The sequence below is a fragment of the Arthrobacter psychrolactophilus genome (assembly GCF_003219795.1).
Lineage (GTDB): Bacteria > Actinomycetota > Actinomycetes > Actinomycetales > Micrococcaceae > Specibacter > Specibacter psychrolactophilus.
In genome coordinates, this window is the sequence record NZ_QJVC01000001.1 from 219449 (window position 1) to 232988 (window position 13540).

19 protein-coding genes are annotated in these 13540 nt (G+C 60.7%); 14 read left to right on the forward strand and 5 right to left on the reverse strand.

The window, feature by feature from the left end; translation table 11 throughout:
• Positions 1-40: 40 nt before the first annotated feature.
• Positions 41-607, forward strand: a complete 567-nt coding sequence (gene pyrE / locus CVS30_RS01010; RefSeq protein WP_110483461.1) for an orotate phosphoribosyltransferase — start codon at positions 41-43, stop codon at positions 605-607.
• Here the strand turns inward: pyrE and CVS30_RS01015 are convergent.
• Entirely contained in the window at positions 604-852 is a 249-nt protein-coding gene (locus CVS30_RS01015) for an SCO4226 family nickel-binding protein (protein ID WP_110483462.1), read from the reverse strand. The genes pyrE and CVS30_RS01015 overlap by 4 nt on opposite strands.
• A 149-nt stretch (positions 853-1001) precedes the next feature.
• On the opposite strand from CVS30_RS01015, the gene CVS30_RS01020 reads away from it, so the two are divergent.
• The gene (locus CVS30_RS01020) at positions 1002-1628 is read left to right on the forward strand and encodes a thymidine kinase (RefSeq protein WP_110483463.1); all 627 of its coding nucleotides are present in this window, start codon (positions 1002-1004) and stop codon (positions 1626-1628) included.
• A gap of 19 nt (positions 1629-1647) precedes the next feature.
• Here the strand turns inward: CVS30_RS01020 and CVS30_RS01025 are convergent, their stop codons facing one another.
• Together CVS30_RS01025 and CVS30_RS01030 are read right to left on the reverse strand one after the other, a co-directional pair.
• Positions 1648-2163, reverse strand: a complete 516-nt coding sequence (locus CVS30_RS01025) for a GNAT family N-acetyltransferase (RefSeq protein ID WP_110483464.1) — start codon at positions 2161-2163, stop codon at positions 1648-1650.
• 50 nt (positions 2164-2213) lie between these two features.
• The gene (locus CVS30_RS01030) at positions 2214-3008 is read right to left on the reverse strand and encodes an HAD-IIA family hydrolase (protein WP_110483465.1); all 795 of its coding nucleotides are present in this window, start codon (positions 3006-3008) and stop codon (positions 2214-2216) included.
• A gap of 168 nt (positions 3009-3176) precedes the next feature.
• Here CVS30_RS01030 and CVS30_RS01035 point away from each other — a divergent pair, with 168 nt between their 5' ends.
• The 4 genes from CVS30_RS01035 (at position 3177) to CVS30_RS01050 (ending at position 5878) form a co-directional block, all read left to right on the forward strand.
• Positions 3177-3794: a TrmH family RNA methyltransferase gene (locus tag CVS30_RS01035; protein ID WP_245934386.1), complete on the forward strand. Its 618-nt coding sequence runs from the start codon at positions 3177-3179 to the stop codon at positions 3792-3794.
• A gap of 184 nt (positions 3795-3978) precedes the next feature.
• A complete protein-coding gene (gene fbaA, locus CVS30_RS01040; RefSeq protein WP_044579260.1) occupies positions 3979-5001 on the forward strand; it encodes a class II fructose-bisphosphate aldolase in 1023 nt (340 codons plus the stop codon).
• Positions 5002-5427: a DUF3151 domain-containing protein gene (locus tag CVS30_RS01045; protein WP_110483467.1), complete on the forward strand. Its 426-nt coding sequence runs from the start codon at positions 5002-5004 to the stop codon at positions 5425-5427. It abuts the gene before it with no gap.
• A 118-nt stretch (positions 5428-5545) separates the two neighbouring features.
• Positions 5546-5878: a hypothetical protein gene (locus CVS30_RS01050; protein WP_110483719.1), complete on the forward strand. Its 333-nt coding sequence runs from the start codon at positions 5546-5548 to the stop codon at positions 5876-5878.
• Between the two features lie 149 nt (positions 5879-6027).
• On the opposite strand, the gene CVS30_RS01055 is transcribed toward CVS30_RS01050, so the two are convergent.
• A complete protein-coding gene (locus tag CVS30_RS01055) occupies positions 6028-6825 on the reverse strand; it encodes an SDR family oxidoreductase (RefSeq protein ID WP_110483468.1) in 798 nt (265 codons plus the stop codon).
• A complete protein-coding gene (locus tag CVS30_RS01060; protein WP_181419643.1) occupies positions 6822-7310 on the reverse strand; it encodes a MarR family winged helix-turn-helix transcriptional regulator in 489 nt (162 codons plus the stop codon). Before CVS30_RS01060 ends, CVS30_RS01055 begins: the two co-directional genes overlap by 4 nt.
• A 379-nt stretch (positions 7311-7689) precedes the next feature.
• On the opposite strand from CVS30_RS01060, the gene CVS30_RS01065 reads away from it, so the two are divergent.
• The 8 genes from CVS30_RS01065 (at position 7690) to CVS30_RS01100 (ending at position 13468) form a co-directional block, all read left to right on the forward strand.
• Entirely contained in the window at positions 7690-8979 is a 1290-nt protein-coding gene (locus tag CVS30_RS01065) for an adenylosuccinate synthase (RefSeq protein ID WP_110483470.1), read from the forward strand.
• Positions 8980-9119: 140 nt separating this feature from the next.
• A complete protein-coding gene (locus CVS30_RS01070; RefSeq protein ID WP_110483471.1) occupies positions 9120-9926 on the forward strand; it encodes a carbon-nitrogen hydrolase family protein in 807 nt (268 codons plus the stop codon).
• A 57-nt stretch (positions 9927-9983) separates the two neighbouring features.
• Entirely contained in the window at positions 9984-10496 is a 513-nt protein-coding gene (locus CVS30_RS01075) for an SUKH-4 family immunity protein (RefSeq protein WP_110483472.1), read from the forward strand.
• A gap of 48 nt (positions 10497-10544) precedes the next feature.
• Positions 10545-10961, forward strand: a complete 417-nt coding sequence (locus tag CVS30_RS01080; RefSeq protein ID WP_110483473.1) for a CoA-binding protein — start codon at positions 10545-10547, stop codon at positions 10959-10961.
• A gap of 54 nt (positions 10962-11015) precedes the next feature.
• Positions 11016-11909: a polysaccharide deacetylase family protein gene (locus CVS30_RS01085; RefSeq protein ID WP_110483474.1), complete on the forward strand. Its 894-nt coding sequence runs from the start codon at positions 11016-11018 to the stop codon at positions 11907-11909.
• A gap of 35 nt (positions 11910-11944) precedes the next feature.
• Positions 11945-12505, forward strand: coding sequence for a dihydrofolate reductase family protein (locus tag CVS30_RS01090; protein WP_110483475.1), 561 nt, complete (start codon positions 11945-11947; stop codon positions 12503-12505).
• A complete protein-coding gene (locus tag CVS30_RS01095; protein WP_110483476.1) occupies positions 12502-12906 on the forward strand; it encodes an MmcQ/YjbR family DNA-binding protein in 405 nt (134 codons plus the stop codon). The genes CVS30_RS01090 and CVS30_RS01095 overlap by 4 nt, the downstream gene beginning before the upstream one ends.
• Positions 12890-13468 (forward strand): DUF1990 domain-containing protein, encoded by a 579-nt coding sequence (locus tag CVS30_RS01100; RefSeq protein ID WP_110483477.1) that lies wholly within the window; start codon positions 12890-12892, stop codon positions 13466-13468. The genes CVS30_RS01095 and CVS30_RS01100 overlap by 17 nt, the downstream gene beginning before the upstream one ends.
• Positions 13469-13540 lie beyond the last annotated feature (72 nt).

A 13540-nucleotide genomic window follows, 5' to 3' on the forward strand; every position in this document is an offset into this window, starting at 1 on the left:
TATTTCGGCGGTGTTGCGTGACCCAATTACAATGAAAACTATGACCTCAACACTTGCTGCTGACCGCGCCCGCCTACTCGAACTTGTTAAGGAGCTGGCCGTTGTTCACGGCAAGGTAATCCTGTCCTCCGGTAAAGAGGCCGATTACTACATCGACCTGCGTCGCATCACGCTCCACCACGAGGCTTCCCGCCTCGCCGGCCGCGTCATGCTGGCCATGCTGGATGATGCCGGCATTGAATTTGAAACCGCCGGTGGCCTGACCATGGGTGCCGATCCTGTCGGAACCGCCCTCATGCACGCAGCCGGCGATGCAGGCCGCGCCATCGACGCCTTCGTCGTCCGCAAGGCCCAGAAGTCCTACGGCATGGGCCGTCAGGTCGAAGGTCCCGGAGTTGACGGTCGCAACGTCGTCGTTCTGGAAGACACCTCCACCACGGGCGGTTCCGCCCTGACCGCCGTCGAGGGCGTACGCAAGGCCGGCGGCAACATCGTCGCCGTCGCCGTGATCGTTGATCGCGACACAGGTGCCAAGGAGCGCATCGAAGCAGAAGCTAATGTGCCCTACCTGTTCATCTTCGGCAAGGACGAACTCGGCCTGGACTAAACCGTCAAGGTGATGGTGTGGATTTCGTCAGCGGCATGCCCGGTGCGCTCATGAACGCCCTGCACGGCATCGGCTGAGGGTGCCTCGGACAGGCAAAAAACTTTGCCTGTCTCGGGGTCGGCCCAAGCGCTCTTGAAGACCACATTCTCTTCACCTTGCGCTTGCAGGTCGGCCTCATGGGCTGCCTTGAGGGCATCTGCGGTAATGCCCTGCATATGATGGTGGACGTCCATGAACTCGGGCATGGCGCACTTCCTTAGTAGTGGTGAAACCACATATTTCAATGCTTATATAACCCTATGGCGAAAGCTCGTGTCAGGGTAGAAGTACCAACGCGTAACTTCCATCCTGACCATCATTAACCAACCTTGCCTGAGGCAAGGAGAGGATTGTTTTGTCGAAGCTGTATTTCCGTCATGGTGCCATGAACTCCGGCAAGTCGACGGGTCTCTTGCAGGCGGCCTTCAACTATGAAGAACGCGGGCAACGGGTCCTGTTAGCCAAGCCCGGAGTGGACACAAAAGGGGAGAACTCGATTGTTTCTCGCCTGGGGGTGAGCCGCGAGGTGGACTTCATCATCCCGCCCGGAGCAGACGCGCGGGCCTTGTTCGCCGCTCAGGCCCGAGGCGATGATCCCGATGCGCTCCTCGAGCACGTCGACATGGCGCCCGTCGCCTGCCTACTGGTCGACGAGGCCCAGTTCCTAGACCCCGCACAGGTTGACGATCTGTTCCGCATCGCTGTTCTGGATGGAGTTCCGGTTCTGGCTTATGGCCTGCGGACGGACTTCCGCACCCGCGCCTTCCCTGGGGCTGCCCGGCTGCTGGAAATCGCACATTCGCTCGAAGAGCTGAAAACCATTTGCCGTTGTGGCCGGAAGGCCATGTTCAATACCCGCCGCGTGGGCGGGGATATTGTGTTCGACGGCGAACAGGTCGCCATCGAGGGTGCCGAGGTTTGGTATGAATCCCTGTGCGGCACCTGTTATCTCGAGGAGTCCGGCGGACAGCTGGGTTCCTAACAGCCTGCCCCGCTGAGCGTTAGCTCAGTGGGGCAGGTTCCAAGATGCGCGCGAACATGATGTGGTCCTGCCATTCGCCGGCGATCTTGAGATATTTTGGCGCCAGTCCGTAGCGGCTGAACCCGTTTTTCTCGAGCACCTTCTGCGAGCGAACATTGTGCACCAGCGTTTCAGCCTGAAGGCGGTGCAAGCCAAGCTGGTTCGCGGCATAGTCGGCGGCCTCCGCAACCGCGGCGCTGGCAAGCCCTGCGCCGTTCTCGGCTTCGGCCACCCAATATCCCAGGGCGGCCGACTGCAAGGCGCCGTGCACAATGCCGTTGATATTCAAGCGGCCGGCCAAGCCGCCTTGCGAGTTCACGATGACAAACGGCACCATGGTGCCGGCCTCATAAGCCTCTAAGGCGGCGCTGGCCAGTTCGCCCTGCTTCGCAACGGTAAAGAATTCATCCTCGCGTACCGGATCCCAGGGGCGCAAAAAATCCCGATTGTTCACGAAGAGCTCCGTGAGCTCCTCGACGTCGGATATTTGCAGCAAACGGGTGACGGTACGCGTGACGGACTTCCTTCTTCTGGTTGGTGTGCTGCTTAGAGGTGATCGAGCAGGTCTGCCACAGAGTTCAAGGCCTGATTCGGGCGGAACGGGTATGCATCGATGTCCGCAGGCTGCGTGATGCCACTGAAGACCAGCACGGTGTGCAGGCCAGCCTCCATGCCGGCAATGATGTCGGTGTCCATCCGGTCACCGATCATGGCGGTGGTTTCCGAATGTGCCTGAATCCGGTTCATGGCTGAACGGAACATCATCGGGTTGGGCTTGCCCACAATGTAAGGATCGCGGCCGGTGGCCTTAGTGATCAATGCGGCAATGGCACCCGTGGCAGGCAGGGGCCCTTCCATGGACGGGCCGGTGGCATCCGGGTTGGTGGCGATGAAACGGGCGCCGTCACCAATGTGTCGGATGGCCTTCGTGATGGCCTCGAAGGAGTAGCTGCGGGTTTCGCCGAGAACTACATAGTCGGGCTTCTGGTCGGTGAGGATGAAGCCGGCCTCATGCAACGCCGTCGTCAATCCAGCCTCGCCGATGACATAGGCGCGTCCGCCCGGCATCTGCGACTTCAAGAACTGTGCCGTGGCGAGAGCCGAGGTCCAGAGGTTTTCCTCGGGGACTTCTAGGCCCGACTGCTTGAGACGTGCAGCCAGGTCACGCGGGGTGTAGATCGAGTTATTGGTCAGGACCAGGAATCGCTTAGAGGTGTCTACCCAGCGCTGAATCAGGTCGGCGGCACCGGGGACAGCCTTATTCTCGTGGACCAGGACGCCGTCCATGTCGGTGAGCCAGCATTCAATATCTAAGGGCTGGCGATTTTGCACGTTGCTCATGGTTCCTCCTGAAGGGGCAATGATATTCAAGCTCCAGTCTGTCAGATCCATCACCGCACGAAGGAACGCCGGGGAACTAGCGGCTAAAGTTAACCGGTGAGCCATTCAGAGAACACTTCTCCCGCGCAGGATGAAACCACCCCCGCGGAAACGCCCGAATATCCCGAACTGCACCATGAGGTCGGCGTTGGGCCGTGGGAAGGTGAGCTGCCCGAGGGCGACCACTGGGACCCAGAGCTGTTGGCCATTGGCGACCGTCGCAACGTCCTGGACGAATACCGGTACTGGTCCATGGACGCCATCATCGCCGAATTGGACACGCGCCGCCACGAATTCCATGTCGCCATTGAGAACTGGCAACACGACATGAACATCGGCACCGTGGTGCGCACCGCCAACGCCTTCCTCGCCAAGGAAGTCCACATCATTGGACGACGCCGGTGGAACAAGCGCGGCGCCATGGTCACCGACCGCTACCAGCACGTCCGTCACCACCCCACGGTGGAGGACTTTGTGGTGTGGGCGAAGGGCGAAGGCCTGGCCATTATCGGCATCGACATCTTCCCGGACTCTGAGCAGCTTGAGAGCTATGAGCTGCCCCGCAACTGCGTCTTCGTGTTCGGCCAGGAGGGCCCGGGGCTAAGCGATGAGGTCCACACCGCGGCGGAGACCACCTTGTCGATTGAGCAATTTGGCTCGACTCGTTCCATCAACGCCGCCTCCGCAGCCGGCATCGCCATGCACGCATGGATCCGCCGCCACGTGTTCAACCAGCGGGTCTCCTAGCCTCTCCACGATGGGGGGAGGGGCGGCTGGTGAGGGGTTCGACGTCGGGCTTGAAAATGTCCACAGACTGAACCTTGGCTTCATCTTGTTCGCCACTCTGGGCGTAATCGCTAAGATGGAGCTAGCTATGCGGGGTTGACGTGTCGTCAGCCCCTTTGTACCGTTCAGCCCAGAGGAGCTTTTCATGCCCATCGCAACACCGGACAAGTATGCCGAAATGATCGACCGCGCCAAGGCTGGCGGATTCGCCTACCCCGCGGTCAACGTGACATCCTCACAGACCCTTAACGCAACCCTCCAGGGCTTCGCCGATGCCGGAACCGACGGCATCATCCAGGTTTCCACCGGTGGCGGCGCCTACTGGTCCGGCGCCAGCGTCAAGGACATGGTTGCCGGTTCCTTGGGCTTCGCAGCATTTGCTCGCGAAGTTGCCAAGAACTACCCGATCAACGTGGCTCTCCACACCGACCACTGCCCCAAGGACAAGCTGGACGGCTTCGTTCTGCCCTTGCTCGAAGCTTCAGAGCGCGAAGTTGCTGCCGGCCGTGACCCGATTTTCAACTCCCACATGTGGGACGGTTCCGCAGAAACTCTCGAAGAGAACCTGCGCATTGGCCGCGAACTGCTGGCCCGCACCTCCGCAGCAAAGATGATCCTCGAAGTTGAAATCGGCGCTGTTGGCGGCGAAGAAGACGGTGTAGAGAACGCCATCAACGACAAGCTGTACTCCACCATCGAAGATGGTCTGGCGACCGTCGAAGCCCTCGGCTCCGGCGAAAACGGCCGCTACATCACGGCCCTGACCTTCGGCAACGTGCACGGCGTGTACAAGGCCGGCAACGTCAAGCTGCGCCCGGAAATCCTGAAGGAAATCCAGGCAGCTGTTGGCGCCAAGATCGGCAAGGAAAACCCCTTCGACCTGGTCTTCCACGGCGGCTCGGGCTCCTCCGATCAGGAAATCGCTGACGCAGTTTCCTTCGGTGTCATCAAGATGAACATCGACACCGACACCCAGTACGCCTACACGCGCCCGGTTGTTGACCACATGTTCTCCAACTACTCCGGCGTCCTGAAGGTTGACGGCGAAGTTGGCAACAAGAAGCTTTACGATCCCCGCGTCTGGGGCGCCTCGGCCGAAAAGGGCCTGGCAGCACGCGTTGTTGAGGCTGCCTCGCAGCTCGGCTCCGCAGGCAAGACGTTCAAGTAAATGTCTGACGATTTCCGCAAGAACCTGCTCGGCCCGGAGCCCACATTGCTCCCGGTTGAGGAGGCTGTTGAGGCCCGTCTGGCTGCAGGTGACGAGGCTGTTGATCTCGCCGCCGGGAACCCGACCTCGTCCCTCTTGTGGGCGATCTTGGCAGACGAGGCGTTTGCGGAAGGCCGGACCATCGAGTCCTACGCCTACGCGCGTACCGGCTACCACCGCGGCCTGGACTCCCTGCGTCGCAATGGCTGGCGTGGAACGGGCCCTGTCCCGTACGCACACGAAGGAAACCGCGGCTTCCTGCGTGCGCTGTACGCGCTGGGCCGTGCGGCCGGAGCTATCGGCGAGTCCGATGAGGCTGCCCGCATTGCCACGTTCCTGAACGACTCCGACCCGTTGGCCACGGCCGCGATCGAAGCTGCTCTGTAGCGTTTACTCAAAGACGGAGCTTGTGTGTGAGTCGGTGAAAAATCACCGGCTCACACACAGGCTCCGTTTTTTGTGCCCGGATCTCGACGTCGGACCAACCATGAGTCATGCTGTGGGCATGGAAAAAGCAATTTCGTCCCCGCTGGCGGTCGCCGACTTCGAAGCCCTGGCCGCTGACCTGGCGGGGTTGGGTGTCACGGTAGGAAAAATGTTCGGAGCCACCTCGCTCATGGTCGGCAACAAGGCTATTGGCTGTCTTCACGGAGATGGTGTGGCCTTCAAATTGGGCCGCGACAGTAGGGCGCATGCCGCGGCCCTTGAACTTCCGGGAGCCACGCTCTTTGACCCGTCGGGCATGGGACGGCCGTTTAAAGATTGGGTCGTGGCTCCGCTGGCCTGCGCCGAACGCTGGGCGGACCTGGGTGAAGCCGCGATCGAGGCTGTGCGGTAGCTCGCCAGCAGGTTTTCGCCGGCGGGCATGCCTGGCTCAGCGTTGACCCGCCAGATCACGCCCTTAACCCACGGCCAAAGCGGCGCGACGTGACGGGTCAACGCAGGTATAGGGAGAATCTGCCCCATTTTTGAGGGCAGTGCCATCCCCTAGTCCCAGATGTTGTCTCCACGCAGTGTCGCGTCAACGCCACCATCGATGTAGATGGTCTGACCCGTGGTGTGGGTGTTTTCTTCGCTGGTCAACCAGGTGAGGAGGTAAGCCAGCGCGATCGGCTTCGAATGCCCGTTCAGCGGCATCGGCATGTTGTCATCAACCAGCTTGCGACCCTCTTCCGTGGAGAGTAGCTTCTCGGTCATGGGGGAGACCACGGTTCCGGGAGCGACGGCGTTCAACGGGATGCCGGCGCCGGCCCAGCGGGCCGTGATGCTTTCGCGGCGAACCCAGCGGCTCAGTGCGCGCTTGCTGGACGGGTAGTTGAGGTAACCGGCGGGACCCTGCGCCGTCAAGGCGGCACCAATTTCCAGAGCCTTGGCTTCGTCGCCTGCCAGGAGAGCGTCAACGAGTTCCGGTGAGTTGGTCTGCAGCGATGCTGCGGAACTGACGACGGCGGCACGCGGCGCCGGGCTCTTGGCCAGAACGGGGGCCAAAAGTTCCAGGAACTCAGTGACTCCGAAGTAGTTCACGCTGACCGTCAGGGGGATGGGTGCGGAGATGCCGGCGCAGGCGATAACGGCGTCGATCGTGCCGTTGGAGAGTTCGATAGCCTTTTCTGCGGCTTCCTTGCGGCCGGCCGCCGTGCTCAGATCGGCGTCGATCTCGGCGCCCTTGAGGTCAACGCCGATGACGGTCTCGCCGCGTTCGCGCAAGAGTGTTGCGGTGGTGAGGCCAATTCCTGAGCCTGCGCCGGTGACGATGTAGCTACGAGTAGTTGCTGTTTCAGTCATGATAGTTCTCCTTCGATGTGCTCCGGTGTTGAAGACTCCGGACGTTTTGGGGTGGTTCGTAGGTGGCGGGACAATTCCGTGGTGGAGTGTTCCAATTTGTTCAGCAAGCGCACCAGATCCAGACGGTCCTGTTGTTCCCATCCAGTGAGTAGCTCGGCTACCAAGGAGTCGCCGGCGTGAACAAAGGAATTCGCGACGGTGCGTCCGTTTGGGGTGAGTGTGACGAGACTGGCCCGGGCATCAGCAGGATCGGGAACGCGTTCCACAATCCCGGCCGTGCTCAGTCGTGCCAGGATTTTGCTCATATTGGAGGCGCCGGTCACCATTTTTCGTGCCAGGTCGGAGGGGCGTCGAGGCGCTCCCGTGGAGAGGAAGGTGATGACAGTGATGGATCCATGATCCAGTTCCAGTCCTTCCCGCGCCACAACTGCGGTCAGAAAATCCGGAGCGCTCCACTCGCCAATGATGCGAACGAGTGAGCTCATGAGCGTGTGGCTATAGGGCCTCACAGGGTGGTTCCCCTGGTTCTCGAATGCCGTCACGACTGCCTCCTTGGGTCGCCTCCTGAGAGGCGACCTTTTTACTTTCCTGAAGACAGTATATGTGTTTACTGTCGCGAAGACAATAAAAATGCAGGACATGATTTGTAGCAACCTCGTCCAAAGGTGGTGCGGAATGTGCGACTGCAGGGGCCGTGAAGTAAACTTAGGAGGTAAGACCCCCTTGATCGTTCGCTTGACTGGCACTCGTCAGATCCTGCGGTGCGGTTCCCAAGGGGTATTTTCGTGCCCGGACACCGTACGGCGGAACAACCGCTGATCAATGCAGCGTCCGGCTCAACTTATGAGCAAGGGGGAGGGTCCCATGCCAGCAATCGTAATCGTCGGCGCCCAGTGGGGTGACGAAGGTAAAGGCAAAGCCACAGACCTTTTAGGTGGTTTGGTCGACTATGTAGTGAAGCCCAACGGTGGTAACAATGCCGGGCACACCGTAGTCGTAGGCGGTGAGAAGTATGAGCTCAAGCTCCTTCCTGCCGGTATTCTGAGCCCCAATGCAACACCCATTATTGGTAATGGTTGCGTTGTGAATCTTGAGGCGTTGTTTGAGGAAATTGAGGGCCTAGAGGCTCGCGGCGCGGATACGTCCAAGCTGCGCATTTCCGCCAACGCCCACCTGGTGGCCCCGTACCACCAGGTTTTGGACAAAGTCACCGAGCGTTTCCTGGGTAGCCGAGCAATCGGTACCACGGGTCGCGGCATTGGCCCGGCCTACATGGACAAGGTGGCCCGCCTGGGTATCCGCGTTCAGGATCTCTTCGACGAGTCCATCCTGCGCCAGAAGGTTGAAGGATCGCTCAAGCAGAAGAACGAACTGCTCGTGAAGGTTTACAACCGTCGCGACGTTGAGGTTGAAGAAGTTGTTGATTACTTCCTTGCCTTCGCCGAGCGCGTACGCCCCATGGTCATCGATGCAACGTTCGTCCTGAACGAAGCCTTGGACCGCGGCGAAGTCGTGCTCATGGAAGGCGGCCAGGCCACGTTCCTGGACGTCGACCACGGCACCTACCCGTTCGTGACCTCCTCCAACCCGACCGCCGGTGGCGCCTCGGTTGGATCAGGCATTGGCCCCACCCGCATCAACCGCGCCGTGGGCATCATCAAGGCCTACACCACGCGTGTTGGCGCCGGCCCGTTCCCCACGGAACTGTTCGATGAGATGGGTATCTATCTCCAGAAGACCGGTGGCGAGTTCGGTGTGAACACCGGCCGCCCGCGTCGCTGTGGTTGGTACGATGCCGTTCTGGCCCGCCACGCTTCCCGCGTCAACGGCTTCACGGACTACTTCGTCACCAAGCTGGACGTCCTCACGGGCATCGAATCCATCCCGGTCTGCGTTGCTTATGACGTTGACGGCGTGCGCTTTGATGAAATGCCCATGACGCAGACCGACTTCCACCACGCGAAGCCGATCTTCGAGTACTTCCCGGGCTGGACCGAGGACATCACCTCCGCCCGCACCATGGAAGACCTGCCGGAGAATGCACGCAACTACGTGCTGGCTCTGGAAGGCATGTCCGGCACCCGGCTCTCCGCCATTGGTGTTGGCCCGGCCCGTGACCAGACGATCGTGCGTTACGACCTCATCAACGACTAGTCCCTACTTGCCGGACCACAAAGGCGAGGACGACGCCGGAACACAAGTTCCGCGCGTCGTCCTCGCCTTTTGTTTTACCCGGCTTGGTCCAGGGCGGCTAGTCTGTAGGCACAGTTAAACCGATGGAAGGACCCTTGGCCATGAAAGTCAGCGTTGGACAGTTCAATCCCAGCGGAGATGTCACCACGAATCTGGCCACCATGCGCAAGCTTTCTGCCGCTGCGGTGCAAGAAGGCAGCCAGCTGATCGTGTTCCCGGAAGAGGCCATGTTCTCGGTCGGCCAGGTAGAGGGTGAGTTCTCCGCCGCAGTCGACGCACAGTGGACCACCTTCGTGCAGGGCATTTCGCTGCTCGCCGCCGACGCCGGGATTGCGGTCATCGCGGGCGGTTACGAATCCAGCGGCGAGCCACGCCCCTACAACACCCTCGTGGCCGTCGGTGCCGATGGTGAAATCCTAGGCACCTACCGCAAACTGCACCTCTACGACGCCTTCTCCTACCAGGAGTCCACCCGCATCAAGCCGGGGGACAAGGGCATCACGCTGCTGGACGTGGGTGGTTTCAAGGTAGGCATCATGACCTGTTACGACATCCGATTCCCGGAACTCGCCCGCGCCCTCACCACCTCGGGCGCCGACTTGATCTGCGTTTCCGCCGCCTGGTTCAAGGGCGAACACAAGGTCGATCACTGGGAGACGCTGCTGAAGGCACGCGCCATCGAGAACACCTGCTGGGTCGTTGCCGCGGGCACCTCGAGCAGCCACTGTATTGGTCATTCCGCCATCCTTGATCCTATGGGGATCCCCGTCGCTTTCCTCAATGAGGAAGCCGAGGGTATTGCCACCACGGACGTCACGCACCGCCGTGTCGAGGAAGTTCGGGAATTCTTGCCCGTGCTGAGCAACCGCCGTTTTGAGGGATCGCAGGAGGTTTCCGCGGCGTCTTAAAAAGTCCCCGTTGACGTGGAATGAGCCGGTGGTTAGGGTCAGGATCAGGAGGAAGTCATGAATGATGCCAAGATCTGGGAAGTGTTAGAGCCGATGTTTCCGGTGGCACTTGAGGATGTGCCGCTGGATGGGCAATGGCTGAAACCACCCTTCGCTAACGACGCCGCTGGCCGCGCCATTGTGTGCAACGACGATGATTTTCAGTTCGTTGTGGTGAATCGGAAAAATTTCGCGGTGCAGTTCGTGTGTGAGGACGAGGAAACCCTCATCGCCTCAAAGCTGGAGACACTTCCGGCCATCGTGGCGGCTTGGGGTTCCATCGACCGCGACACGGTGGGGCCGGAAGACGATGACGACTTCTCAGCCGTCAAGAAGTCCTTCCAGGAGCAACTTCAGCACCTGGACCCCGCCGCAGCCGCCGCCAATGAGTTCTGGGCCCTCTACACCGAGGAACTCACGAGCGATGACTATGTGGACCTTGATGAGGACGCGGAAGAAGAGGAAGAAGTCGAATCGGATTCCGGTGACAACGATCGGCCCAGCAGCGACGAGTCGTTTGTCGACGCCTGAGCCCCGGCCAGAGATGGCTCCTGGTAAAAAGGGGATTAGGCTCGAAGTATGGCACATGTAAATGACCCCGAGCTCATCCATCGACTGCTGACCACCCCCGGGAGGTGGGCCATCGTTGGCCTCTCCGGTAACCCGCTGCGCCCGGCCGTGCAGGTTTCGGCCTTCCTGCAGCAGCACCTCAAACATGAAATTATTCCGGTCAGCCTCAAGGGCGACGATGTTCACGGTGCCAAGGGGTACACCTCCCTGGACCAGATTCCGGGGGCCGTTGACGTGGTGGATTGCTTTGTGAATTCCGCCAAGGTGGGTGCTGTCGTCGACCAGGCCATCGCGATCGGGGCTAAAACCGTCTGGATGCAACTGGGCGTTATTGACGAGGATGCCGCTGCGCGCGCCAAGGCCGCCGGACTCAATGTCGTCATGAATACCTGTCCCAAGATCGAATCTGCAAAACTGGGTCTCTAGGCTCGCGACAACCGCTCTGTGGGCCCTCCGCCCCATGAGCCAAGGACGTTTGCCATGCCGCGCCACCTCTCCCGTCCTCGCCAAGACGGCCGACGGATCGCTTACCTCGTTCTAGCTTTTGCCCTGGTGCTTGTGGCGGCCGGGACCTGGTGGGTGCTTCGGCACACCTCGGACGAGAAGGTGCCAGCGGCAGCTAGCCTAGTTGACGTCTCACCTTCCCCAAGCACGACGGCGGCCGGCACCACCGCGCCGACGTCAGCTCCGCCGTCGGTCATCCCCAGTGCACAGCCCACCAATCCGGTGACGGGGCGGGTGGATACGCTCGATGGCCTGGTGCCCGACTATGTGCTGCCACCCATTGTCGATGGGCTGGCTCCGGTGCTGACCAAGATTCCCACGGAGCAAAAGGTCGTTTTCCTCACGATCGACGATGGCGCCGTGAAGCGTGACTCGGACCTGGCGCTGCTGGAGCGCCATGGCATCAAGGCCTCGATATTTCTAGCCCACGACATTATCGCCAACGATCCCAACTTTTTCTTAAAGTATTCGGCCGCCGGGCACCCCATCGAGAACCACACCATGACGCACAATCTGGGGTTCATCCAACTCAGCTACGAGGCGCAAAAAGCCGAGATCTGTGGCATGGCGGACTTTGAGGAGAAGCACTATGGGCGGCGCCCGGTCTTCTTCCGGCCACCCGGCGGGCCTTACACGCAGGCGACCCAGCGGGCCGTGGCGGCGTGTGGGCTCAAGGCCATCGTGGATTGGGAAACCAAGGCCAACGCTGGCGGAATGGATTATCAGGTGGGCAGTGGACTGCGCCCCGGCGACATCGTGCTGATGCACTTCCGGCCGGAATTCCCTGATGATCTGGGCGCTTTCATGAAGGCGCAAAAGGCTGCTGGGCTCAAGGTTGTGCTGCTGGAAGATTATTTGCAGATGCCGTAGCTGGCGCCGAGCCATTCTGCAGGTAGCGTTGAAGCATGACGCGAATTGTTTACTACACGGCGGCCACCCTGAACGGTTTCCTCGCCGATCAACAGCATTCACTGGATTGGCTTTTTGCCGTGGATGATTCCGGCGCTCCCGACATTGCAGCCTTTATGGATTCGATGGGGGTCTTTGTCGAGGGTTCTTCTACCTATGAATGGGTGCTGCGGGCGGAAAATCTCTTGGCCGAACCCCAGAAGTGGCAGCAGTTTTATGGCACTAAGCCCACCTATGTCTTCACCTCGCGCACGCTGCCCGTTCCGGAAGGGGCCGATGTCCGATTCATCGACGGTCCGCTGAGCGAGGTTTTGGCCGAGATCAAGACGGCCGCCGGAGATCTGGGTGTTTGGGTTGTGGGCGGAGGGGATCTGGCCGGTCAGTTCTTGGATTGTGACGCGCTTGACGAGCTGGTCATCAGTGTCGCCCCGGCGACCCTGACGGCCGGAGCGCCCCTGCTGCCACGCAACGTGGGGGCTGATCGGTTGACGCTGCGCAGCGCCTCACAGTACGGACAATTCGCCATGTTGCATTACGACGTTCGCGCCATCGCATGAGCATCACGGCAGAGACGCTTCGTGCGGCGGCCGTGGCGATGCCCGGAGCCTATGAGGACTTCCCCTTTGGACCCGAGACGAGTGTTTTCAAGGTCAAATCCCCCAGTGGCGGTGCCAATCGTCCCGGTAAAATCTTCGCCCTGGGAGATCTTAGTGGGGATCCACTTTGCGTCAGCCTCAAGTGCGATCCCGAGCTGGCGCCGGCCTTGCGCGCGGCGCATCCGGGAATTACCGCGGGCTATCACCTGAATAAACGGCATTGGAACACCGTGGATACCTCCTGCGTTGAGGAGGAGATGGTGTTGGAAATGATGGAAGATTCGTATGACCTTGTGGTGGCAGGGCTGCCCAAGAAACAGCAAGAAGCATTGGAGTGGAGTGGCTATGTTGCCAAAGGCTAATCGTGGACCTCTGGACTATCCGTCGTTGGGGTTGACCCGGCTGGTGGCCCAGAAATATGCCCAGGCTGAGCACTGGCCGCAGGGCTTCGCGCACGTCGATAAGACCCTGAGCGTTGGGACGGGCCAAGAGGTGTTTGACGCCTTAGCTGAAGGCATCATGACGTGGGAGATACAGCGCCGGGCCGGGCTGCAGGTCTCGGCGCCGCCGCGGGCCGTGGTCGGCGCGAAGATCGTCAGCGGTTTTGGTGTGGGAAGGCTCCGGCTCCCCGTGCCCTGTGAGGTGGTGTGGGCGCTTGAACCGCAGACGCTCATGGGCCCGGGCGGAACGAAGATGCAGCTGGCCGGCTTTGGCTACGGCACCTTGCCAGGGCATCCCGCCGTCGGAGAAGAGGCGTTTATCGCCATGAAAACCGCTGAGGGCCGGGTGCAATTTCGGCTCCTGGCTTTCAGCAAGCCGGCCGGGTTGATCTATACGCTGGGGTCACCTGTGACTAAATTGACGCAGGCCGGCGTGACCCGTTCCTACCAACAGGCCGCACGCGCCTTGGCTGGGAGCGTTTAGGCCCCCAAACAGCAACGACCCGTCAGATAATGCCCTTAACCTTGAAGGTTAAGGGCATTATCTGACAGGTCG